13 protein-coding genes, 6 tRNA genes and 3 rRNA genes are annotated in these 23,618 nt (G+C 55.0%); 1 reads left to right on the top strand and 21 read right to left on the bottom strand.

Annotated elements, in window-relative coordinates; genetic code table 11:
* Positions 1 to 127: 127 nt before the first annotated feature.
* The 21 genes from rpoC to tyrS all read right to left on the bottom strand — a co-directional run bounded on the left by rpoC (position 128) and on the right by tyrS (position 21,988).
* Complete coding sequence (gene rpoC, locus KVG91_RS10260) at positions 128 to 4,327, bottom strand: DNA-directed RNA polymerase subunit beta' (RefSeq protein WP_169377979.1); 4,200 nt, start codon at positions 4,325 to 4,327, stop codon at positions 128 to 130.
* A 64-nt stretch (positions 4,328 to 4,391) separates the two neighbouring features.
* Complete coding sequence (gene rpoB, locus KVG91_RS10265; protein WP_169377978.1) at positions 4,392 to 8,465, bottom strand: DNA-directed RNA polymerase subunit beta; 4,074 nt, start codon at positions 8,463 to 8,465, stop codon at positions 4,392 to 4,394.
* 219 nt (positions 8,466 to 8,684) lie between these two features.
* The gene (rplL, locus tag KVG91_RS10270; RefSeq protein WP_003176432.1) at positions 8,685 to 9,050 is read right to left on the bottom strand and encodes a 50S ribosomal protein L7/L12; all 366 of its coding nucleotides are present in this window, start codon (positions 9,048 to 9,050) and stop codon (positions 8,685 to 8,687) included.
* Between the two features lie 78 nt (positions 9,051 to 9,128).
* A complete protein-coding gene (rplJ, locus tag KVG91_RS10275) occupies positions 9,129 to 9,629 on the bottom strand; it encodes a 50S ribosomal protein L10 (protein WP_015886139.1) in 501 nt (166 codons plus the stop codon).
* Positions 9,630 to 9,828: 199 nt separating this feature from the next.
* The gene (gene rplA, locus KVG91_RS10280; RefSeq protein ID WP_169377977.1) at positions 9,829 to 10,524 is read right to left on the bottom strand and encodes a 50S ribosomal protein L1; all 696 of its coding nucleotides are present in this window, start codon (positions 10,522 to 10,524) and stop codon (positions 9,829 to 9,831) included.
* Positions 10,524 to 10,955 carry a 50S ribosomal protein L11 gene (gene rplK, locus KVG91_RS10285; protein ID WP_003210097.1) on the bottom strand — a complete coding sequence of 144 codons (432 nt, stop codon included), beginning with the start codon at positions 10,953 to 10,955 and terminating at the stop codon, positions 10,524 to 10,526. Before rplK ends, rplA begins: the two co-directional genes overlap by 1 nt.
* 117 nt (positions 10,956 to 11,072) lie before the next feature.
* Positions 11,073 to 11,606 (bottom strand): transcription termination/antitermination protein NusG, encoded by a 534-nt coding sequence (gene nusG, locus KVG91_RS10290; protein WP_003176436.1) that lies wholly within the window; start codon positions 11,604 to 11,606, stop codon positions 11,073 to 11,075.
* A 9-nt stretch (positions 11,607 to 11,615) separates the two neighbouring features.
* Complete coding sequence (gene secE / locus KVG91_RS10295) at positions 11,616 to 11,984, bottom strand: preprotein translocase subunit SecE (protein WP_169377976.1); 369 nt, start codon at positions 11,982 to 11,984, stop codon at positions 11,616 to 11,618.
* Positions 11,985 to 12,029: 45 nt separating this feature from the next.
* Positions 12,030 to 12,105 (bottom strand) — tRNA-Trp (locus tag KVG91_RS10300).
* 163 nt (positions 12,106 to 12,268) lie between these two features.
* Positions 12,269 to 12,344 (bottom strand) — tRNA-Thr (locus KVG91_RS10305).
* A gap of 25 nt (positions 12,345 to 12,369) precedes the next feature.
* Positions 12,370 to 12,443, bottom strand: a tRNA-Gly gene (locus KVG91_RS10310).
* A 24-nt stretch (positions 12,444 to 12,467) separates the two neighbouring features.
* Positions 12,468 to 12,552: transfer RNA gene (locus KVG91_RS10315), tRNA-Tyr, on the bottom strand.
* Positions 12,553 to 12,694: 142 nt separating this feature from the next.
* Complete coding sequence (locus KVG91_RS10320; protein WP_169377975.1) at positions 12,695 to 13,141, bottom strand: hypothetical protein; 447 nt, start codon at positions 13,139 to 13,141, stop codon at positions 12,695 to 12,697.
* A 7-nt stretch (positions 13,142 to 13,148) separates the two neighbouring features.
* Positions 13,149 to 13,898: a pantothenate kinase gene (locus tag KVG91_RS10325; protein WP_169377974.1), complete on the bottom strand. Its 750-nt coding sequence runs from the start codon at positions 13,896 to 13,898 to the stop codon at positions 13,149 to 13,151.
* Positions 13,888 to 14,847 carry a bifunctional biotin--[acetyl-CoA-carboxylase] ligase/biotin operon repressor BirA gene (gene birA / locus KVG91_RS10330; RefSeq protein ID WP_169377973.1) on the bottom strand — a complete coding sequence of 320 codons (960 nt, stop codon included), beginning with the start codon at positions 14,845 to 14,847 and terminating at the stop codon, positions 13,888 to 13,890. Before birA ends, KVG91_RS10325 begins: the two co-directional genes overlap by 11 nt.
* Before the next feature lie 165 nt (positions 14,848 to 15,012).
* Positions 15,013 to 15,128 (bottom strand): 5S ribosomal RNA (gene rrf, locus KVG91_RS10335).
* A 157-nt stretch (positions 15,129 to 15,285) separates the two neighbouring features.
* A 23S ribosomal RNA gene (locus tag KVG91_RS10340) occupies positions 15,286 to 18,177 on the bottom strand.
* 236 nt (positions 18,178 to 18,413) lie between these two features.
* Positions 18,414 to 18,489 (bottom strand) — tRNA-Ala (locus KVG91_RS10345).
* A 10-nt stretch (positions 18,490 to 18,499) separates the two neighbouring features.
* Positions 18,500 to 18,576 (bottom strand) — tRNA-Ile (locus KVG91_RS10350).
* 122 nt (positions 18,577 to 18,698) lie between these two features.
* Positions 18,699 to 20,235, bottom strand: a 16S ribosomal RNA gene (locus tag KVG91_RS10355).
* The 16S, 23S and 5S rRNA genes sit together here with 2 tRNA genes alongside, the layout of an rRNA operon.
* 553 nt (positions 20,236 to 20,788) lie before the next feature.
* Positions 20,789 to 21,988, bottom strand: a complete 1,200-nt coding sequence (gene tyrS, locus KVG91_RS10360) for a tyrosine--tRNA ligase (RefSeq protein WP_169378792.1) — start codon at positions 21,986 to 21,988, stop codon at positions 20,789 to 20,791.
* A gap of 209 nt (positions 21,989 to 22,197) precedes the next feature.
* Here tyrS and KVG91_RS10365 point away from each other — a divergent pair, with 209 nt between their 5' ends.
* On the top strand, positions 22,198 to 23,616 hold the full coding sequence (locus tag KVG91_RS10365) for a peptidoglycan DD-metalloendopeptidase family protein (RefSeq protein ID WP_169378791.1): 1,419 nt from the start codon (positions 22,198 to 22,200) through the stop codon (positions 23,614 to 23,616).
* The last annotated feature ends 2 nt before the right edge of the window (positions 23,617 to 23,618 follow it).

Here is a 23,618-nt window from a genome sequence, read left to right on the forward strand (position 1 = left end):
GAGTCTAAAGAGGATCTTGCCCCCAGTCAAGGCAAGGCCCCGGCCTCCCCGCGCATCGAACCGGGGCAAAATTGCCTCGATCCGACGAATGGGACTGCCAGGGCCCGGACTCAATCTACTGCAGAACTCAGTTACCGCTTGAGTTCAGTGCTTCGGTCAGTGCAGCTTCCACTTCACTGGCGCTTACGCGCAGCGGCTTGTCAGCATCACGGCGGCGTTTACGCTCGCTGTGGTAAGCCAAACCGGTACCCGCCGGGATCAGACGACCCACGACTACGTTTTCTTTCAGGCCGCGCAGGTAATCGCGCTTGCCGGTTACCGCTGCTTCGGTCAGTACGCGAGTGGTCTCCTGGAAGGAGGCCGCCGAGATGAACGACTCAGTGGACAACGACGCCTTGGTGATACCCAGCAGCACGCGAGTGAACTTGGAGACAAACTTGTCTTCCGCGCCCAGACGCTCGTTCTCTACCAGTACGTGAGTCAGTTCCATCTGGTCGCCCTTGATGAAACTGGAATCGCCGGACTCAGCGATTTCAACTTTACGCAGCATCTGACGCAGGATGGTCTCGATGTGCTTATCGTTGATCTTCACGCCTTGCAGGCGGTAAACGTCCTGGATCTCGTTAACGATGTACTTGGCCAGCGCACTCACACCCAGCAGACGCAGGATGTCGTGTGGATCGCTCGGGCCGTCGGAGATAACTTCGCCGCGGTTTACCTGTTCGCCTTCGAAGACGTTCAGGTGACGCCACTTCGGAATCAGCTCTTCGTACGGATCGCTACCGTCGTTCGGGGTAATAACCAGACGGCGCTTGCCTTTGGTTTCCTTACCGAACGCGATGGTGCCGCTGACTTCAGCCAGAATCGACGCTTCTTTCGGACGACGAGCTTCGAACAAGTCGGCAACACGCGGCAGACCACCGGTGATGTCACGGGTCTTCGAAGTTTCTTGCGGGATACGCGCGATAACATCACCGATCGCGATCTTCGCACCATCCGCTACACCGACCAGGGCGTTGGCTGGCAGGAAGTACTGAGCGATTACGTCAGTGCCTGGCAGCAACAAGTCCTTGCCGTTGTCGTCGACCATCTTCACGGCAGGGCGGATGTCCTTACCGGCAGCTGGACGATCTTTAGCGTCGAGTACTTCAATGTTGGTCATACCGGTCAATTCGTCAGTCTGACGCTTGATCGTGATGCCTTCTTCCATGCCCACGTAGGTCACGGTACCTTTCATTTCGGTAACGATTGGGTGAGTGTGCGGATCCCACTTGGCCACGATTGCGCCAGCGTCGACCTTGTCACCTTCCTTGACCGAAATCACAGCACCGTACGGCAGCTTGTAACGCTCACGCTCACGACCGTAGTCGTCGGCGATTGCCAGCTCACCGGAACGGGATACAGCAACCAGGTGGCCATCCACTCGCTCAACGTGCTTGAGGTTGTGCAGGCGGACAGTACCGCCATTCTTCACCTGAACGCTGTCGGCTGCGGAGGTCCGGCTTGCCGCACCACCGATGTGGAACGTACGCATGGTCAGCTGGGTACCCGGCTCACCGATGGACTGGGCAGCGATAACGCCGACCGCTTCACCGATGTTCACCTGGTGACCGCGAGCCAAGTCACGGCCGTAGCACTTGGCGCAGATGCCGTAGCGGGTTTCGCAGCTGATCGGCGAGCGAACGATCACTTCGTCGATGCTGTTGAGTTCGATGAACTCGACCCACTTCTCATCTACCAGAGTGCCGGCAGGAACGATGATTTCCTCGGTACCTGGCTTGAATACGTCACGGGCGATGACTCGGCCCAGTACGCGCTCACCCAACGGTTCTACAACGTCGCCGCCTTCGATGTGCGGAGTCATCAGCAGACCGTGTTCGGTACCGCAGTCGACTTCAGTCACAACCAAGTCTTGCGCAACGTCTACCAGACGACGCGTCAGGTAACCGGAGTTAGCGGTTTTCAACGCGGTATCCGCCAGACCTTTACGAGCACCGTGAGTGGAGATGAAGTACTGAAGTACGCTCAACCCTTCACGGAAGTTCGCGGTAATCGGCGTCTCGATGATGGAACCGTCCGGCTTGGCCATCAGGCCACGCATACCGGCGAGCTGACGGATCTGCGCAGCAGAACCCCGTGCGCCCGAGTCGGCCATCATATACATCGAGTTGAACGACTCTTGGTCGACTTCCACGCCATGACGGTCGATAACCTTCTCTTTCGAGAGGTTGGCCATCATCGCCTTCGACACTTCGTCGTTGGCCTTGGACCAAAGGTCGATCACCTTGTTGTACTTCTCACCCTGGGTTACCAGGCCGGAGGCGTACTGGCTTTCGATCTCTTTCACTTCATCGGTAGCAGCGGCGATGATCTGAGCTTTTTCATCCGGGATAACGAAGTCGTTAACACCGATGGAAACGCCGGAAATAGTCGAATAGGCAAAACCGGTGTACATCAACTGGTCAGCGAAGATCACGGTCTCTTTCAAACCAACCACGCGGTAGCACTGGTTGATCAGCTTGGAGATCGCCTTTTTCTTCATCGGCAGGTTGACGACGTCGTACGACAGACCTTTTGGCACAACCTGATACAGCAGCGCACGGCCGACAGTGGTGTCGACGATACGGGTGCCGCTCACGCTGCCGCCGTCACGGTCGTTGACGGTTTCGTTGATCCGCACTTTGACCTTGGCGTGCAAGGCAGCTTCGCCAGCACGGAAAACACGGTCAACTTCCTGCAGATCAGCGAATACACGACCTTCGCCCTTGGCGTTGATCGCTTCACGGGTCATGTAGTACAGACCCAATACAACGTCCTGCGACGGAACGATGATTGGCTCACCGTTGGCTGGCGACAGAATGTTGTTGGTCGACATCATCAACGCACGCGCTTCCAACTGGGCTTCCAGTGTCAGCGGTACGTGCACGGCCATTTGGTCGCCGTCGAAGTCGGCGTTGTACGCAGCACAGACCAGAGGGTGCAGCTGGATAGCCTTGCCTTCGATCAGTACCGGTTCAAACGCCTGGATACCCAGACGGTGAAGGGTCGGTGCACGGTTGAGGAGAACCGGGTGTTCACGGATCACTTCAGCGAGAACGTCCCAAACCTCTGGCAGTTCGCGCTCGACCATTTTCTTGGCCGCCTTGATCGTGGTCGCGAGACCGCGCATTTCCAGCTTGCCGAAGATGAATGGTTTGAACAGCTCAAGTGCCATCTTCTTGGGCAGACCGCACTGGTGCAGACGCAGGGTCGGGCCTACGGTAATTACCGAACGACCGGAGTAGTCAACACGCTTGCCGAGCAAGTTCTGACGGAAACGACCTTGCTTACCCTTGATCATGTCAGCCAGGGATTTCAGAGGACGCTTGTTGGAGCCGGTGATAGCACGGCCACGACGACCGTTGTCGAGCAAGGCATCGACCGCTTCCTGCAACATACGCTTTTCGTTGCGCACGATGATGTCCGGAGCGGACAGATCGAGCAGACGCTTCAAGCGGTTGTTACGGTTGATCACGCGGCGGTACAGGTCGTTGAGGTCGGACGTCGCGAAACGACCACCGTCCAACGGTACCAGCGGACGCAGGTCTGGCGGCAGAACCGGCAGAACGGTCAGCACCATCCACTCTGGCAAGTTGCCGGAACCCTGGAAGGCTTCCATCAACTTCAGACGCTTGGACAGCTTCTTGATTTTGGTTTCGGAGTTGGTTTGCGGAATTTCTTCACGCAGACGGCCAATCTCGTGTTCCAGGTCGATAGCGTGCAGCAGCTCGCGGACAGCCTCGGCACCCATGCGGGCATCGAAATCGTCGCCGAACTCTTCCAGCGCTTCGAAGTACTGCTCGTCATTGAGCAGCTGACCTTTTTCAAGGGTGGTCATGCCTGGATCGATAACGACATAGCTCTCGAAATAGAGAACGCGCTCGATATCACGCAGGGTCATGTCCATCAGCAAGCCGATACGGGACGGCAGCGATTTCAGGAACCAGATGTGGGCAACCGGCGAAGCCAGTTCGATGTGCGCCATGCGCTCACGACGAACCTTGGCCAGTGCAACTTCAACGCCGCACTTCTCGCAGATCACACCACGGTGCTTCAAGCGCTTGTACTTACCGCACAGGCACTCGTAATCCTTGACCGGGCCAAAGATCTTGGCGCAGAACAGGCCGTCACGCTCGGGTTTGAACGTACGGTAGTTGATGGTTTCCGGCTTTTTAACTTCACCGAACGACCACGAACGGATCATCTCAGGCGATGCCAACCCAATACGGATGGCGTCGAACTCTTCGACTTGACCCTGGTTTTTCAGCAAATTCAGTAGGTCTTTCAAGGCCTTTCCTCCTGGCGGAGCAGAGAGCGGGCCAAACGGCCCCGCTCTCGATTCGCGTCACGTGTTATTCGGTTTCCAGATCGATATCGATGCCGAGGGAACGAATTTCTTTGATCAACACGTTGAAAGACTCGGGCATGCCCGGCTCCATACGGTGATCGCCGTCCACGATGTTTTTGTACATCTTGGTCCGGCCGTTCACATCGTCCGACTTCACTGTGAGCATTTCTTGCAGAGTGTAAGCAGCACCGTATGCTTCCAGTGCCCAGACCTCCATCTCCCCGAAACGCTGACCACCGAACTGAGCCTTACCACCCAGCGGCTGCTGGGTAACCAGGCTGTACGAACCGGTAGAACGAGCGTGCATCTTGTCGTCTACCAAGTGGTTCAGCTTCAGCATGTACATGTAGCCAACAGTAACCGGGCGCTCGAACTTGTTGCCGGTACGGCCGTCGAACAGCTGCATCTGGCCGCTTTCCGGCAGGTCTGCCAGTTTCAGCATGGCCTTGATTTCGCTTTCCTTGGCACCGTCGAACACCGGGGTAGCCATTGGAACGCCGCCGCGCAGGTTCTTCGCCAGGTCCAGGATTTCCTGGTCGGTGAAGGTGTCCAGCTCTTCGTTGCGGCCGCCGATCTCGTTGTAGATCTCGTGCAGGAACTTACGCAGGTCTGCGACCTTGCGCTGCTCTTCGATCATACGGTTGATCTTCTCGCCCAGACCTTTGGCCGCGAGGCCCAGGTGGGTTTCGAGGATCTGACCAACGTTCATACGCGAAGGTACGCCCAACGGGTTGAGGACAACGTCGACCGGGGTGCCATTGGCATCGTGCGGCATGTCTTCAACCGGCATGATCACGGAGACCACACCTTTGTTACCGTGACGACCGGCCATCTTGTCGCCCGGCTGGATGCGGCGACGGATTGCCAGGTAAACCTTGACGATTTTCAGCACGCCTGGAGCCAGGTCATCGCCCTGCTGCAGTTTGCGCTTCTTGTCTTCGAACTTGTCGTCCAGCAGACGGCGGCGATCAACGATGTAGGCCTGGGCCTTCTCGAGCTGCTCGTTCAAAGCATCTTCAGCCATGCGCAGTTTGAACCACTGGCCGTGCTCAAGACCGTCGAGGACTTCGTCGGTGATGTCCTGACCTTTCTTCAGTCCTGCGCCGCCTTCAGCCTTGTGGCCTACCAGCGCGGAACGCAGACGTTCGAAGGTCGCGCCTTCAACGATACGGAACTCTTCGTTCAGGTCCTTGCGGATCTCGTCGAGTTGGGTCTTCTCGATGGACAGTGCACGAGCATCACGCTCAACGCCGTCACGGGTGAAGACCTGTACGTCGATGACAGTACCCTTGGTACCGGTAGGTACACGCAGGGAAGTGTCTTTAACGTCGCTGGCTTTTTCACCGAAGATGGCACGCAGCAGTTTTTCTTCCGGAGTCAGTTGGGTCTCGCCTTTCGGAGTGACCTTACCGACCAGGATGTCGCCTGCGCCTACTTCGGCACCTACGTAAACGATACCGGCTTCGTCCAGCTTGTTCAGCGCAGCTTCACCCACGTTCGGGATGTCTGCAGTGATTTCCTCCGGCCCAAGCTTGGTGTCACGTGCCACACAGGTCAGTTCCTGGATGTGGATCGTGGTAAAGCGGTCTTCTTGAACGACTCGTTCCGACAGGCAGATGGAGTCTTCGAAGTTGTAACCGTTCCAGGCCATGAACGCGATGCGCATGTTCTGGCCCAGTGCCAGCTCACCCATGTCGGTGGACGGGCCGTCGGCCATGATGTCGCTGCGCTGAACGCGGTCACCCTTACGCACCAGCGGACGCTGGTTGATGCAGGTGTTCTGGTTCGAACGGGTGTATTTGGTCAGGTTGTAGATGTCGACGCCGGCTTCACCGGTTTCAACTTCGTCATCGGCAACACGCACCACGATACGGCTGGCATCAACGGAGTCGATCACGCCGCCACGACGAGCCACGACGCAAACGCCGGAGTCACGGGCTACGTTACGCTCCATGCCGGTACCTACCAGCGGCTTGTCAGCGCGCAGGGTTGGTACAGCTTGACGCTGCATGTTGGAACCCATCAACGCACGGTTGGCGTCATCGTGCTCCAGGAACGGGATCAGCGACGCGGCAACCGAAACAACCTGCTTCGGCGAAACGTCCATCAAGGTCACGTCTTCCGGCGCCTTGACGGTGAACTCGTTCAAGTGACGAACAGCTACCAGCTCGTCGATCAGAACTTTCTTGTCGTTCATCGTGGCCGAAGCCTGGGCGATCACGTGATCGGCCTCTTCGATGGCGGACAGGAATACGATCTCGTCGGTAACCAGACCCTCCTTCACCACACGGTACGGGCTCTCGAGGAAGCCGTACTGGTTGGTGCGCGCATAAGCGGCCAAGGAGTTGATCAGACCGATGTTCGGACCTTCCGGCGTTTCGATCGGGCAAACACGACCGTAGTGCGTCGGGTGTACGTCACGAACTTCAAAGCCTGCACGCTCACGGGTCAGACCGCCCGGGCCCAGTGCGGAAACACGGCGCTTGTGGGTGATCTCGGAGAGCGGGTTGTTCTGGTCCATGAACTGCGAGAGCTGGCTGGAACCGAAGAACTCTTTCACCGCGGCAGCCACTGGCTTGGCGTTGATCAGGTCTTGCGGCATCAGGCCTTCGCTTTCAGCCATCGACAGACGCTCTTTGACCGCACGCTCAACACGTACCAAGCCAACGCGGAACTGGTTCTCGGCCATTTCGCCTACACAGCGAACACGACGGTTACCCAGGTGGTCGATGTCATCGACGATGCCTTTACCGTTACGGATGTCGACCAGGGTCTTCAGTACCGCGACGATGTCTTCCTTGCACAGCACGCCCGAACCTTCGATCTCGGTACGACCGATACGACGGTTGAACTTCATCCGGCCGACCGCAGACAAGTCATAGCGCTCAGGGCTGAAGAACAGGTTGTTGAACAGGGTCTCGGCAGCGTCTTTGGTAGGCGGCTCACCAGGACGCATCATGCGATAGATCTCGACCAGCGCTTCCAATTGGTTACTGGTGGAGTCGATCTTCAGTGTGTCGGAGATGAACGGACCGCAGTCGATGTCGTTGGTGTACAGGGTCTCGATGCGAACAACCTGGGCCTTGGCGATTTTGGCCAGGATCTCGGTGTTCAGCTCAGTGTTGCACTCAGCCAGGATTTCGCCTGTAGCCGGGTGAACGATGACCTTGGCGGTAGTGCGGCCCAGGACGTAGTCCAGAGGCACGTCCAGCGACTTGATACCGGCTTTTTCGATCTGGTTGATGTGGCGCGCAGTAATACGACGGCCGGCTTCAACAATGACCTTGCCCTTCTCGTCCTGAATGTCCAGAACGGCAATCTCACCACGCAGACGCGAAGCAATCAACTCCAGGCTGAGGGTTTCATCCTTCAGGCTGAATACGTTGGTGGTGTAGAAGGCGTCCAGCACTTGCTCAGTGGTATAGCCGAGCGCGCGCAAAAGTACCGAGGCCGGCAGCTTGCGACGACGGTCGATACGCACGAACACGCAGTCTTTCGGGTCGAACTCGAAGTCCAACCACGAACCGCGGTACGGAATGATCCGCGCGGAGTACAGGAGCTTACCGGAGCTGTGCGTCTTGCCGCGGTCGTGGTCGAAGAACACGCCCGGGGAACGGTGCAGCTGGGAAACGATTACACGCTCGGTACCGTTGATAACGAAGGTGCCGTTTTCAGTCATCAGTGGGATTTCACCCATGTAGACTTCTTGCTCTTTGATGTCCTTGATCGCTTTGTTCGACGATTCTTTGTCGAAAATGATCAGGCGGACTTTTACCCGCAAAGGTACGGCGTACGTAACACCGCGCAACACGCATTCTTTGACATCAAATGCCGGTTCGCCCAGGCGATAACCGACGTACTCCAGCGCAGCATTGCCGGAGTAGCTGATGATCGGGAAAACGGATTTGAAGGCCGCATGCAGGCCCACGTCGCGGAACTGATCTTTGGTCGCTCCCGCCTGCAAGAATTCACGATACGAATCCAGCTGGATAGCCAGAAGGTACGGGACATCCATGACGTCCGGCAACTTGCTAAAGTCCTTGCGGATACGTTTTTTCTCAGTATATGAGTAAGCCATCAGCGTTCCCCAGCTTGGTCACCTGCTTGTTTGGCCCTCCCGACGGGAGCAGCCAGAAAATCTTGCAAACCCCATGGTTTGCACCACCGCATCGGGTGGCTACAGCGCGTTAATGGCGGCGACCGAGTCGACAGCCAAGAACGGAAAAAGGCCGGTGGCAAGAGCCACCAGCCATCAGCCTTCAGCTTAAAGCTTGGGCTGGAGACGCAAGGTCGATGCTTACTTCAGCTCGACTTTAGCGCCTGCTTCTTCCAGAGTAGCTTTGGCTTTGTCAGCAGCGTCTTTCGACACAGCTTCCAGAACCTGGGCAGGAGCGCCGTCAACTACAGCCTTGGCTTCTTTCAGGCCCAGACCGGTCAGTTCACGTACTGCCTTGATCACGTTTACTTTCTTCTCGCCAGCTTCCAGCAGCATGACGTTGAATTCGGTTTGCTCTTCAGCAGCGACAGCAGCAACAGCTGGGCCAGCGGAAGCAGCAGCAGCGGAAACGCCGAATTTTTCTTCGAAAGCTTTGATCAGCTCAACAACCTGCAGAACCGACATTTCAGCTACGGCGTTGAGGATATCGTCTTGGGAGATAGACATTGCTGTATTTCCTGAATTGGGGGACGGCCTACGCGGCCATCGAAATAAACAAAAATACGCGAGAGAATTTGCTCAGCCTTAGGCTGCGGCAGCTTCTTTTTGCTCGCGAACTGCAGCCAGAGTACGAGCCAGCTTGCTGGTAGCGCCTTGAATCACGCTCATCAGCTGCGAAATAGCTTCGTTACGGGTCGGCAGTGTTGCCAGTACGTCGATTTGGTTAGCTGCGAGGAACTTGCCCTCGAACGCAGCTGCCTTGATCTCGAACTTGTCCTGACCCTTGGCGAACTCTTTGAACAAACGGGCAGCAGCGCCTGGATGATCGGTGGAGAACGCAATCAGGGTCGGGCCGGTGAACACGTCGTTGAGGACACTGTATTCAGTGTCAGCAACAGCGCGCTTGAGCAGGGTATTACGTACAACACGTACGTATACGCCAGCTTCACGAGCCTCTTTACGGAGTCCGGTCATAGCGCTTACTGTCACACCACGGGCATCAGCCACGACAGCGGACAGAGCAGCTTTGGCAGCCTCGTTGACTTCAGCGACGATGGCCTTCTTGTCTTCGAGATTAATTGCCACGGGTTTAACTCCTGCTTGTTACCGTTTCATCTGGCCTAGGCCTGATGTCGTTTTGGTGTCTGATTCGGTAAGGAACCGGGAGCACCATCTGCGTAGGCTTGTTGGTTTAAGACTTGCGTCGCCTACGGTCTTGGATAGCCCCCGCCAGGCAGGGACCCCAATCTTTCAATTGGCGCAATCACTTGCGCCAATCTGTGTCTTATACGTCGAGCGAGCCTTGGTCGATGACCAGACCTGGACCCATAGTGGTGCTCAGGGTAACGCGCTTGACGTAGATACCTTTCGAGGAAGCGGGCTTGATACGCTTGAGATCAGCGATCAGGGCTTCAACGTTTTCCTTCAGCTTGACGGCGTCAAAGCCGACTTTGCCAACGGAGGTGTGAATGATGCCGTTTTTGTCGGTGCGATAACGAACCTGACCAGCCTTGGCGTTTTTAACCGCGGTGGCTACGTCTGGCGTTACGGTGCCGACTTTAGGGTTAGGCATCAGGCCGCGTGGACCCAGGATCTGACCCAACTGACCTACGACGCGCATTGCATCCGGGGAAGCAATAACGACGTCATAGTTCAGGTCGCCGCCTTTCATTTCGGCAGCCAGGTCGTCCATGCCAACGCGATCAGCGCCGGCGGCCAGAGCAGCTTCAGCGGCTGGGCCTTGGGTAAAGACAGCAACACGCACAGTCTTGCCAGTACCGTGTGGCAGCACTGTAGCGCTACGAACGACCTGGTCGGATTTACGCGGGTCTACACCCAGGTTTACAGCAACGTCAACGGACTCGCTGAACTTGACAGTCGACAGCTCGGTCAGCAGAGCAGCGGCGTCTACAAAGTTGTAGGCCTTGCCTGCTTCGATTTTGCCGGCGACAGCCTTTTGGCGCTTGGTCAGCTTAGCCATTACACACCCTCCACGTTAAGGCCCATGCTACGAGCAGAACCGGCGATGGTACGCACGGCTGCATCCATATCAGCTGCAGTCAGATCCGCGTTTTTGGTTTTCGCGATTTCTTCCAGCTGAGCACGAGTGACGGTGCCAACCTTAACGGTGTTCGGACGAGCGGAACCGCTGGTCAGACCGGCAGCTTTCTTCAGCAAAACCGAGGCCGGAGTCGACTTGGTTTCGAAAGTGAAGCTACGGTCGCTGTATACAGTAATGATCACTGGAGTCGGCAGACCTGGCTCAATACCCTGGGTACGGGCGTTGAAGGCCTTGCAGAATTCCATGATGTTCACGCCGTGCTGACCCAGAGCTGGACCGACGGGTGGGCTAGGGTTGGCCTGTGCGGCCTTCACTTGCAGCTTGATGTAAGCGGTAATCTTCTTGGCCATGAGGCACTCCAATTACGGGTTCGAACGCCTCGAAAGGCTCCCCGGTTACTTGCGCGTTTATCCCAGTGACGACAAAACCCCACAGCCTAGGGCTGCGGGGTTGGGATGCTTGCTCAGCTAGACCTTCTCGACCTGGCTGAACTCCAGCTCTACCGGAGTAGAGCGACCGAAAATGAGCACCGCCACTTGGATCCGGCTCTTTTCGTAGTTAACTTCTTCGACAGTGCCGTTGAAATCAGCGAACGGACCATCTGTGACACGAACAACCTCACCCGGCTCGAAAAGCGTCTTCGGCTTGGGCTTGTCGCTACCATCAGCAACACGACGCAGAATCGCTTCCGCCTCCTTGTCGGTGATAGGAGCAGGCTTGTCAGCGGTACCGCCGATGAAGCCCATGACACGAGGAGTGTCCTTGACCAAGTGCCAAGTACCTTCATTCATGTCCATCTGTACCAGCACATAGCCAGGGAAGAACTTGCGTTCGCTTTTGCGTTTCTGGCCATTACGCATCTCAACCACTTCTTCAGTGGGAACCAGAATTTCGCCGAAGCCATCTTCCATGCCTGCGAGCTTTACGCGCTCCAGCAAAGAGCGCATAACATGCTTCTCGTAACCCGAGTAAGCATGCACAACGTACCAACGCTTAGCCACGGGACACCCTTAGCCAACAATCAAGGAAACAAGCCAACCGAGCAGGGAATCAAGCCCCCACAACAGCAACGCCATAACCAGAACAACAGCCACAACGATCAACGTGGTCTGCGTAGTTTCTTGGCGAGTCGGCCAAACGACTTTACGTATTTCGGTGCGAGCTTCCTTTACCAGGACCGCAAAAGACTTGCCTTTAGCAGTCTGCAGGCCAACAAAGGCAGCTACAGCAGCGAGGGCGAGCAAAGCGAGGACGCGATACAGGATCGGCGAAGCAGAATAGTACTGATTGCCGACAACGCCTACGACCACCAAGGCGACTACGGCGAACCACTTGATCAGATCGAAACGAGAGCTTTGAGCTTCAGCCTTAGGAGTCATCTATGAAGATCCTGTGAAAAGAAAGCCAGACACACCACGTGAATCTGGCAGGTCAGGAGGGAATCGAACCCCCAACCTACGGTTTTGGAGACCGTCGCTCTGCCAATTGAGCTACTGACCTAAAACAAAATCAGGCCGACCATTATGCAGGCCTGAAAAAGACTTTACAACAACCAACCCCAACAGACTTGAAATCACCTGACAACGAGCACCAGACACAACACGATACAAGCCGAGGCAGCTGTTAAAACAAAGGCAGATATTTTCATATCTGCCTTGTTATATGGAGCTCTTGAGCGGATTTGAACCGCTGACCTCACCCTTACCAAGGGTGTGCTCTACCAACTGAGCTACAAGAGCAAAACACCTGCACAACCTGCAAACTTGGAGCGGGTAGCGGGAATCGAACCCGCATCATCAGCTTGGAAGGCTGAGGTTCTACCACTAAACTATACCCGCGGAGCTTGCAGCTCACGCTAAAAATGGTGGAGGGGGAAGGATTCGAACCTTCGAAGTCGTAGACGTCAGATTTACAGTCTGATCCCTTTGGCCGCTCGGGAACCCCTCCTAAGCGAGCCGGCATTCTACATCACGCCGGCCTTCTGTCAAGCATTTTCTCATAAAAAATATGAGGTTAGCTGCGTTGACCTTTGCTTTGCGCGTTGGACCTTAAAGGTCTTCACTGCGAAGCGGGCGCCATTCTATGCAAACTATCCGAGAGTTGCAACGCCTTCGCACAACATTATTTTGTGTTTTAACTCATTGAATTCCTTAGCAAGGTTTTCAAAGGGCAGGTCGTCAGCCAGGCGCCTGCTTTCAGGGGCTACGCGAAGCCAATAGCCGGAAGCGTCAGACGTATTCAACAACTGAACCTTGACCTTTATATCCAGGCTAGTGAGCCGCTGCTCAACGACCTGCGCTTGACGCTGATCCACGAAACCGCCGATGTATAGGCAATTAGTTTGCGCATCAGACGCGCGCGTGCGATCTCGGCGCACCACAGCCTCAGAGGACTCGCTCAACAGGCGAATATCTTGTTGCGCCCCCTTATAAAGGCTCAGAGGCGTTACATCTTTGGCACGCAGTGGCGCTTCCTGCTGATGCCAGATGTAGTAGAAGGCGTTAAGGACCAGTAAAAGCAGAAACAGCCAACGCATAATCACCTCAGGATAAAGGGCACGCCATCGCCAAACCGACGAAAACCAGGTCGGGAACGAGCCGCGCCTGGGGCACTGCATTCGACACCAATTCAGCATCTCCACCGGTCAGGAATACAGTGAAGTCATCACCCCAGTAACTGCGGGCCAACTCCAATTGCGTCAGCACAAACCCTCTGAGCATCAGCGTACAGCCCCGCTCTACCGCCTCTACCGTCGTGCGACCCGGAGAGAGGCGCTCCAACGCTCTTTCAGCAGAAGCGTCGTCGTACCGTATCTTACGCGTGTGCGTTCGCAGCTGGTTGCGCATGAGGGGCATACCAGGGCAAATGAAACCGCCCAAGTGCTCACCATCTGCCGCTATAAAGTCTGCCGTTGCTGCCGTGCCAAAATCGAGCACCAGGCAGGCACCCTTTGCCAGCTTGAATCCACCCAGCATCGCTAACCAGCGATCAAGACCCAAGCGCTCGAAGTCTTCGTAGCCGTTGCGCACTCCAGCCATCTGTCGCGCCGGAGCCGCGCAGGAGACGCTCACGCCGAATGCCTCATGCAGAGCCGTCACTAGCTTGTTTGTTTCCTCCAGGGCACGAACACTCACCAGCCGGCAGCGCGTCAACAGCAATCCAGGAAGCGCGACCAGGCTTTCAATCAACGCCAGATCGGAACCTACGATGCCCTCCGCCGAGGCTGCTGCCTTTTCCGAATCCAGCACACGCCATTTGATAAAGCTATTCCCACAGTCGAGCTCAAGAATCATCACGCAACCTCAGGGTTAACTCACCACCACTGTATATTTTCTCAACACCATCCACGCTCAACCGCAGTGCACCCTGATGATCTACACCCAGCACGACCCCATCAACTTGGTTTACACCGGCGATGAGAGATACAGCTCTTCCCTGCCATGCGTGATTTTGCTCCCACTCCTCTTGAAGCGAGACAAAACCACCCGCTTTATGGCGATCAAGATAGCCCTGCAACTGCATACTCAGTTGCGCCACTAAGCCATTCCGATCGACAGGAGAACCCGTCTCAAGCTGTACCGAGGTCCATTGCTGGTCTACCTCGTCAGCCCTGCGCATATTCACGTTGATACCTATACCGATAACAACGTGGCAGATGTCAGCAGGATCTCCCACCAACTCGAGCAAAATCCCGGCGATTTTTTTCTGCCCTACCAAGACGTCGTTTGGCCACTTCAATGCTGCACCCTGCACACCCGATTCGCGCAATGCCCGCATGACGGCCAAACCCACGACAAGGCTCAGGCCTTCCAACTGCCTAAGACCCGATTCGATACGCAAGACGAGGCTGTAGTACACATTCTGTGCGTAAGGACTGACCCACTTCCGCCCTCTCCTGCCTCGCCCTGCTGTTTGCTGCTCCGCAAGTACTAGAAATGGCGCTGGACATCCTGAATCCGCCAGGCGCAAGCCTTCGGTATTCGTGGAGTCAATCGAGTCAGAGATATGTATAGGCCATTCCAAGGAGGGCGCATTCAGCGCTATGTTCTCGGCATTCAAAAACACCAGCGGCGATGCTAATTGATACCCCTTGCCACGAACTTTATGGATGGGCAAATTCAATTCAGCCTCAAGATGCTGCAGCTGCTTCCAGACAGCACTGCGACTCACGCCTAAGGCGGCGCCAAGTGCTTCTCCGGAATGGAATCGGCCATCTTTCAAAAGTTTTAACAACGTCAGCATGCAAGTATCGCCTCACAATGAGGCACGCATGATAGCCATGCGCAGGGGCATTGCATAGAAAGGCCGAAGGTTAACCTCAAGACGACTGCGATGAATTCACTCGTGCTTTCCGATCGCCCAAAACAAAACCCCATCTGCTTTCGCAAATGGGGTTTCGGAATTTAATCTTGACGATGACCTACTCTCACATGGGGAAACCCCACACTACCATCGGCGATGCATCGTTTCACTGCTGAGTTCGGGATGGGATCAGGTGGTTCCAATGCTCTATGGTCGTCAAGAAATTCGGGTACTGAGTCGTGACCAGATGGCCTCGCTTCAGCAAATTGGGTATGTGACAGCTTTCGGTGTTTTGTGAGCGTCGAACTTTCGGTTCATTGCGTCTTCACACACCGCAATCTGATGCTCGTTAGAGTCGTCAAATTGCTTGGGTGTTATATGGTCAAGCCTCACGGGCAATTAGTATTGGTTAGCTCAACGCCTCACAGCGCTTACACACCCAACCTATCAACGTCGTAGTCTTCGACGGCCCTTCAGGGAACTCAAGGTTCCAGTGAGATCTCATCTTGAGGCTAGTTTCCCGCTTAGATGCTTTCAGCGGTTATCTATTCCGAACATAGCTACCCGGCAATGCCACTGGCGTGACAACCGGAACACCAGAGGTTCGTCCACTCCGGTCCTCTCGTACTAGGAGCAGCCCCTCTCAAATCTCAAACGTCCACGGCAGATAGGGACCGAACTGTCTCACGACGTTCTAAACCCAGCTCGCGTACCACTTTAAATGGCGAACAGCCATACCCTTGGGACCGGCTTCAGCCCCAGGATGTGATGAGCCGACATCGAGGTGCCAAACACCGCCGTCGATATGAACTCTTGGGCGGTATCAGCCTGTTATCCCCGGAGTACCTTTTATCCGTTGAGCGATGGCCCTTCCATACAGAACCACCGGATCACTAAGACCTACTTTCGTACCTGCTCGACGTGTCTGTCTCGCAGTCAAGCGCGCTTTTGCCTTTATACTCTACGACCGATTTCCGACCGGTCTGAGCGCACCTTCGTACTCCTCCGTTACTCTTTAGGAGGAGACCGCCCCAGTCAAACTACCCACCATACACTGTCCTCGATCCGGATAACGGACCTGAGTTAGAACCTCAAAGTTGCCAGGGTGGTATTTCAAGGTTGGCTCCACGCGAACTGGCGTCCACGCTTCAAAGCCTCCCACCTATCCTACACAAGCAAATTCAAAGTCCAGTGCAAAGCTATAGTAAAGGTTCACGGGGTCTTTCCGTCTAGCCGCGGATACACTGCATCTTCACAGCGATTTCAATTTCACTGAGTCTCGGGTGGAGACAGCGCCGCCATCGTTACGCCATTCGTGCAGGTCGGAACTTACCCGACAAGGAATTTCGCTACCTTAGGACCGTTATAGTTACGGCCGCCGTTTACCGGGGCTTCGATCAAGAGCTTCGCGTTAGCTAACCCCATCAATTAACCTTCCGGCACCGGGCAGGCGTCACACCCTATACGTCCACTTTCGTGTTTGCAGAGTGCTGTGTTTTTAATAAACAGTCGCAGCGGCCTGGTATCTTCGACCGGCATGAGCTTACGGAGCAAGTCCTTCACCCTCACCGGCGCACCTTCTCCCGAAGTTACGGTGCCATTTTGCCTAGTTCCTTCACCCGAGTTCTCTCAAGCGCCTTGGTATTCTCTACCCAACCACCTGTGTCGGTTTGGGGTACGGTTCCTGGTTACCTGAAGCTTAGAAGCTTTTCTTGGAAGCATGGCATCAACCACTTCGTCGTCTAAAAGACGACTCGTCATCAGCTCTCGGCCTTAAGATCCCGGATTTACCTAAGATCTCAGCCTACCACCTTAAACTTGGACAACCAACGCCAAGCTGGCCTAGCCTTCTCCGTCCCTCCATCGCAATAACCAGAAGTACAGGAATATTAACCTGTTTTCCATCGACTACGCTTTTCAGCCTCGCCTTAGGGACCGACTAACCCTGCGTCGATTAACGTTGCGCAGGAAACCTTGGTCTTTCGGCGTGGGTGTTTTTCACACCCATTGTCGTTACTCATGTCAGCATTCGCACTTCTGATACCTCCAGCAAGCTTCTCAACTCACCTTCACAGGCTTACAGAACGCTCCTCTACCGCATCACTTGCGTGATACCCGTAGCTTCGGTGTATGGTTTGAGCCCCGTTACATCTTCCGCGCAGGCCGACTCGACTAGTGAGCTATTACGCTTTCTTTAAAGGGTGGCTGCTTCTAAGCCAACCTCCTAGCTGTCTAAGCCTTCCCACATCGTTTCCCACTTAACCATAACTTTGGGACCTTAGCTGACGGTCTGGGTTGTTTCCCTTTTCACGACGGACGTTAGCACCCGCCGTGTGTCTCCCATGCTCGGCACTTGTAGGTATTCGGAGTTTGCATCGGTTTGGTAAGTCGGGATGACCCCCTAGCCGAAACAGTGCTCTACCCCCTACAGTGATACATGAGGCGCTACCTAAATAGCTTTCGAGGAGAACCAGCTATCTCCGAGCTTGATTAGCCTTTCACTCCGATCCACAGGTCATCCGCTAACTTTTCAACGGTAGTCGGTTCGGTCCTCCAGTTAGTGTTACCCAACCTTCAACCTGCCCATGGATAGATCGCCCGGTTTCGGGTCTATTCCCAGCGACTAGACGCCCTATTAAGACTCGCTTTCGCTACGCCTCCCCTATTCGGTTAAGCTCGCCACTGAAAATAAGTCGCTGACCCATTATACAAAAGGTACGCAGTCACCCAACAAAGTGGGCTCCCACTGCTTGTACGCATACGGTTTCAGGATCTATTTCACTCCCCTCTCCGGGGTTCTTTTCGCCTTTCCCTCACGGTACTAGTTCACTATCGGTCAGTCAGTAGTATTTAGCCTTGGAGGATGGTCCCCCCATATTCAGACAAAGTTTCTCGTGCTCCGTCCTACTCGATTTCATGACTAAGAGATTTTCGCGTACAGGGCTATCACCCACTATGGCCGCACTTTCCAGAGCGTTCCGCTAATCTCAAAGCCACTTAAGGGCTAGTCCCCGTTCGCTCGCCACTACTAAGGGAATCTCGGTTGATTTCTTTTCCTCAGGGTACTTAGATGTTTCAGTTCCCCTGGTTCGCTCCATACACCTATGTATTCAGTGTAAGGTAACCATCTTATGATGGCTGGGTTCCCCCATTCAGACATCTCCGGATCAAAGTCTGTTTGCCGACTCCCCGAAGCTTTTCGCAGGCTACCACGTCTTTCATCGCCTCTGACTGCCAAGGCATCCACCGTATGCGCTTCTTCACTTGACCATATAACCCCAAGCAATCTGGTTATACTGTGAAGACAACATTCGCCGAAAATTCGAATTTCTCGTTAAGAGAACTCACAAATTTTACCTTAGCCTGATCCGTTACCAGTGAAAGTAACGTTCAGTCTATCTTTCTATCACATACCCAAATTTTTAAAGAACGATCTAATCAAAGACTAGAAATCAATATTCACTTCAGAATATTCATTTCTAAACTCTAACAGCAGAAGCAGTTAATGGTGGAGCCAAACGGGATCGAACCGTTGACCTCCTGCGTGCAAGGCAGGCGCTCTCCCAGCTGAGCTATGGCCCCATAACAAAATTGGTGGGTCTGGGCAGATTCGAACTGCCGACCTCACCCTTATCAGGGGTGCGCTCTAACCAACTGAGCTACAGACCCAATTTCGAGCGCAACTGATTAGCTTTGAGCTATCAGCTTGGAGCTTAAAGCTGCTTCTATCGTCTTCTTCAATGAATCAAGCAATTCGTGTGGGAACTTATGGAGCAGCTGATGTCGTCGATTAAGGAGGTGATCCAGCCGCAGGTTCCCCTACGGCTACCTTGTTACGACTTCACCCCAGTCATGAATCACACCGTGGTAACCGTCCTCCCGAAGGTTAGACTAGCTACTTCTGGTGCAACCCACTCCCATGGTGTGACGGGCGGTGTGTACAAGGCCCGGGAACGTATTCACCGCGACATTCTGATTCGCGATTACTAGCGATTCCGACTTCACGCAGTCGAGTTGCAGACTGCGATCCGGACTACGATCGGTTTTGTGGGATTAGCTCCACCTCGCGGCTTGGCAACCCTCTGTACCGACCATTGTAGCACGTGTGTAGCCCAGGCCGTAAGGGCCATGATGACTTGACGTCATCCCCACCTTCCTCCGGTTTGTCACCGGCAGTCTCCTTAGAGTGCCCACCATGACGTGCTGGTAACTAAGGACAAGGGTTGCGCTCGTTACGGGACTTAACCCAACATCTCACGACACGAGCTGACGACAGCCATGCAGCACCTGTCTCAATGTTCCCGAAGGCACCAATCCATCTCTGGAAAGTTCATTGGATGTCAAGGCCTGGTAAGGTTCTTCGCGTTGCTTCGAATTAAACCACATGCTCCACCGCTTGTGCGGGCCCCCGTCAATTCATTTGAGTTTTAACCTTGCGGCCGTACTCCCCAGGCGGTCAACTTAATGCGTTAGCTGCGCCACTAAGAGCTCAAGGCTCCCAACGGCTAGTTGACATCGTTTACGGCGTGGACTACCAGGGTATCTAATCCTGTTTGCTCCCCACGCTTTCGCACCTCAGTGTCAGTGTTGGTCCAGGTGGTCGCCTTCGCCACTGGTGTTCCTTCCTATATCTACGCATTTCACCGCTACACAGGAAATTCCACCACCCTCTACCACACTCTAGTCAGTCAGTTTTGAATGCAGTTCCCAGGTTGAGCCCGGGGATTTCACATCCAACTTAACAAACCACCTACGCGCGCTTTACGCCCAGTAATTCCGATTAACGCTTGCACCCTCTGTATTACCGCGGCTGCTGGCACAGAGTTAGCCGGTGCTTATTCTGTCGGTAACGTCAAAATTGCAGAGTATTAATCTACAACCCTTCCTCCCAACTTAAAGTGCTTTACAATCCGAAGACCTTCTTCACACACGCGGCATGGCTGGATCAGGCTTTCGCCCATTGTCCAATATTCCCCACTGCTGCCTCCCGTAGGAGTCTGGACCGTGTCTCAGTTCCAGTGTGACTGATCATCCTCTCAGACCAGTTACGGATCGTTGCCTTGGTGAGCCATTACCTCACCAACTAGCTAATCCGACCTAGGCTCATCTGATAGCGCAAGGCCCGAAGGTCCCCTGCTTTCTCCCGTAGGACGTATGCGGTATTAGCGTCCGTTTCCGAACGTTATCCCCCACTACCAGGCAGATTCCTAGGCATTACTCACCCGTCCGCCGCTCTCAAGAGAAGCAAGCTTCTCTCTACCGCTCGACTTGCATGTGTTAGGCCTGCCGCCAGCGTTCAATCTGAGCCATGATCAAACTCTTCAGTTCAAACATCTTTGGGTTTTTAAGAAACCCTAAACTTGGCTCAGCAATCGTTGGTTACATCTTTGATTTCTCGCGGAGTAACTTGTGATGCTGATAATCTTGTTGACTATCAGTCTGACTCCACAAGCACCCACACGAATTGCTTGATTCAGTTGTTAAAGAGCGGTTGGTTAAGATCTTTCGTCTCAACCGAGGCGCGCATTCTACAGCAGCCTCATTTGCTGTCAAGTGATTATTTTCAGAAGCTTTCGAAGAATTCTTCAACAACTTCAACCACTTGCGCTTCCGATCTCTCGTTAGCGGGAGGCGAATTCTACAGCGTTACACGCTGCTGTCAACACCTCTTTTTCTCCGCTTTCGACCGAGAAGATCGAAACGTTAATAGAGCCAAACAACACCGCCCTACCAACTCCTTCCAGGCTTCGATGAACTGAAGCAGGCCGCTGTCGAATCTCGCATAACTCTTTGTTTACCAAGGAGTTTTCCGTTTCGACTGCGCCGGAAGTGGGGCGAATTATAGACAGATATAATTCGCCGTCAACACTTAATTCCAGATTTATTCGGATATGAGCGTAATACGCGCAAATGCCTTCTTCCCAGCCTGACAAACGTGGGTAGCACCCAGTTCGTATATAAAGGTGCGGTCCACAACCTCACCATCTATACGCACACCGCCAGAACCCAGCAGATCACGCGCGACTGCGGAGTTCTTGACTAGGCCCGCCTTATTAAGGACAGCAGCAATCGGCATCGCCTCGGCAGCCGACAACTCAATCTCCGGCAGATCATCCGGCAGCTCGCCATCTTTCATGCGATTGCCCGCCGCACGGTGGGCATTGGCCGCAGCCTCCTCACCGTGGAAACGCGCAACGATCTCTTCCGCCAGCTTGATTTTCACGTCACGCGGGTTAGCGCCAGCCTCTACATCAGCACGCAGCGCATTGATCTCCTCCATCGAGCGAAAGCTCAGCAGCTCAAAGTAGCGCCACATCAGCGCATCAGGAATCGAAACCAACTTGCCGTACATCACGCCTGGCGCTTCCTGGATACCGACATAGTTGCCCAAGGACTTGGACATCTTCTTGACGCCATCCAGCCCTTCCAGCAACGGCATGGTCAGAATGCACTGGGCTTCCTGGCCATACGCGCGCTGCAACTCACGCCCCATCAGCAGGTTGAACTTCTGGTCGGTACCGCCCAGCTCGACGTCAGCACGCAACGCTACCGAGTCATAACCCTGGACAAGCGGATACAGGAACTCATGAATCGCGATTGGCTGATTGGTGGAGTAGCGCTTATCGAAGTCATCACGCTCAAGCATGCGCGCAACGGTGTACTGGGAGGTCAGGCGAATGAAGTCTGCCGGCCCCATCTGATCCATCCACGTGGAGTTGAACGCCACTTCGGTCTTGGCCGGATCGAGAATTTTGAATACCTGCGTCTTGTAGGTCTCGGCATTATCGAGCACCTGCTCACGGGTCAGCGGCGGACGCGTGGCGCTCTTGCCGCTCGGGTCGCCGATCATCCCAGTGAAGTCACCGATAAGGAAGATGACCTGATGCCCCAGCTCCTGGAACTGACGCAGCTTATTAATAAGCACGGTATGACCCAGGTGCAGATCCGGCGCCGTCGGATCAAAGCCGGCCTTGATACGCAGGGGTTGGCCACGCTTGAGCTTTTCGATCAGCTCGGCCTCGACCAACAGTTCTTCCGCACCACGTTTTATCAGCGCTAGCTGCTCTTCAACCGACTTCATAACAGACCCGCAAGGCTCAAATTCAAAAGGGAACCAACCATACAAGATCAGGGCCTAATTACAAGTTTTGCCCTGCGAACGGACACCGTTCAGCAAGCCCAGCGTTCGCGAGCTTGCGCCACAGATGATTTGGTTATATTTTATACAGTTATTTCATCTTCATCATGTCATTCATCTTTTCCATTTCATCTTCAAAGTCAAAATTACCTATGACCACTGAACCGTCTAAAGCGCCACCGCTTTACCCGAAGACCCACCTGCTCGCCGCAAGTGGTATCGCCGCCCTTCTCAGCCTGGCACTCCTGGTCTTCCCTTCCAGTGACGTAGAAGCCAAACGAACATCCCTGAGCCTTGACCTGGAAAGTCCAGTTGAACAACTGACACAGGATCAAGACGCTTCCGACGCACAACAAGCCACAAACGCTCCAGCCGATTCGCCGTTTGCCCAGATAGAAAACAGCCCGGAAGACACACTGCAAGCCGCCCAGGCCCAGCCTGCGCCAGCCGTGGACGCAGCCAAGAGTCCCCAGCACCGCGAAGTGATCGTAGGCAAAGGCGATACGCTTTCGACCCTGTTCGAGAAAGTCGGCCTGCCGGCGGCCGCCGTCAACGAAGTCCTCGCCAGCGACAAACAAGCCAAGCAATTCACCCAGCTCAAGCGCGGCCAAAAGCTTGAATTCGAACTGACGCCCGACGGCCAGCTCAACAACCTGCACAGCAATGTCAGCGACCTCGAAAGCATCACCCTGACCAAGGGCGCCAAAGGCTTCGCTTTCAACCGCATTACCACCAAGCCGGTGATGCGCTCCGCCTACGTGCACGGCGTGATCAATAGCTCGCTCTCGCAATCCGCCGCTCGCGCGGGCTTGTCCCACAGCATGACCATGGACATGGCCAGCGTGTTTGGCTACGACATCGACTTCGCCCAGGACATCCGCCAAGGTGACGAATTCGACGTGATCTACGAGCAGAAAGTCGCCAATGGCAAAGTGGTCGGCACCGGCAACATCCTCTCTGCTCGCTTCACCAACCGCGGCAAGACCTACACCGCCGTTCGCTATACCAACAAGCAAGGCAACAGCAGCTACTACACGGCCGATGGCAATAGCATGCGCAAGGCCTTCATCCGTACGCCGGTGGACTTCGCTCGTATCAGCTCGCGTTTTTCCATGGGTCGCAAGCATCCAATTTTGAACAAAATCCGCGCCCACAAAGGCGTCGACTACGCCGCTCCACGTGGCACGCCGATCAAGGCCGCAGGCGACGGCAAGGTGCTGCTGGCCGGGCGCCGCGGTGGTTACGGCAACACCGTGATCATCCAGCACGGCAATACCTACCGTACGCTGTATGGCCACATGCAGGGCTTCGCCAAGGGCGTGCAAACCGGCGGTACGGTGAAGCAAGGCCAGGTGATTGGTTATATCGGCACTACCGGCCTGTCTACCGGCCCGCACTTGCACTATGAATTCCAGGTCAACGGCGTGCACGTCGATCCGCTTGGTCAGAAACTGCCGATGGCCGACCCAATCGCCAAGGCCGAACGCGCGCGCTTCATGCAACAGAGCCAGCCGTTGATGGCCCGCATGGACCAGGAGCGCTCCACCCTGCTGGCTTCGGCGAAGCGTTAAGG

The sequence above is a fragment of the Pseudomonas azadiae genome, from assembly GCF_019145355.1.
Lineage (GTDB): Bacteria > Pseudomonadota > Gammaproteobacteria > Pseudomonadales > Pseudomonadaceae > Aquipseudomonas > Aquipseudomonas azadiae.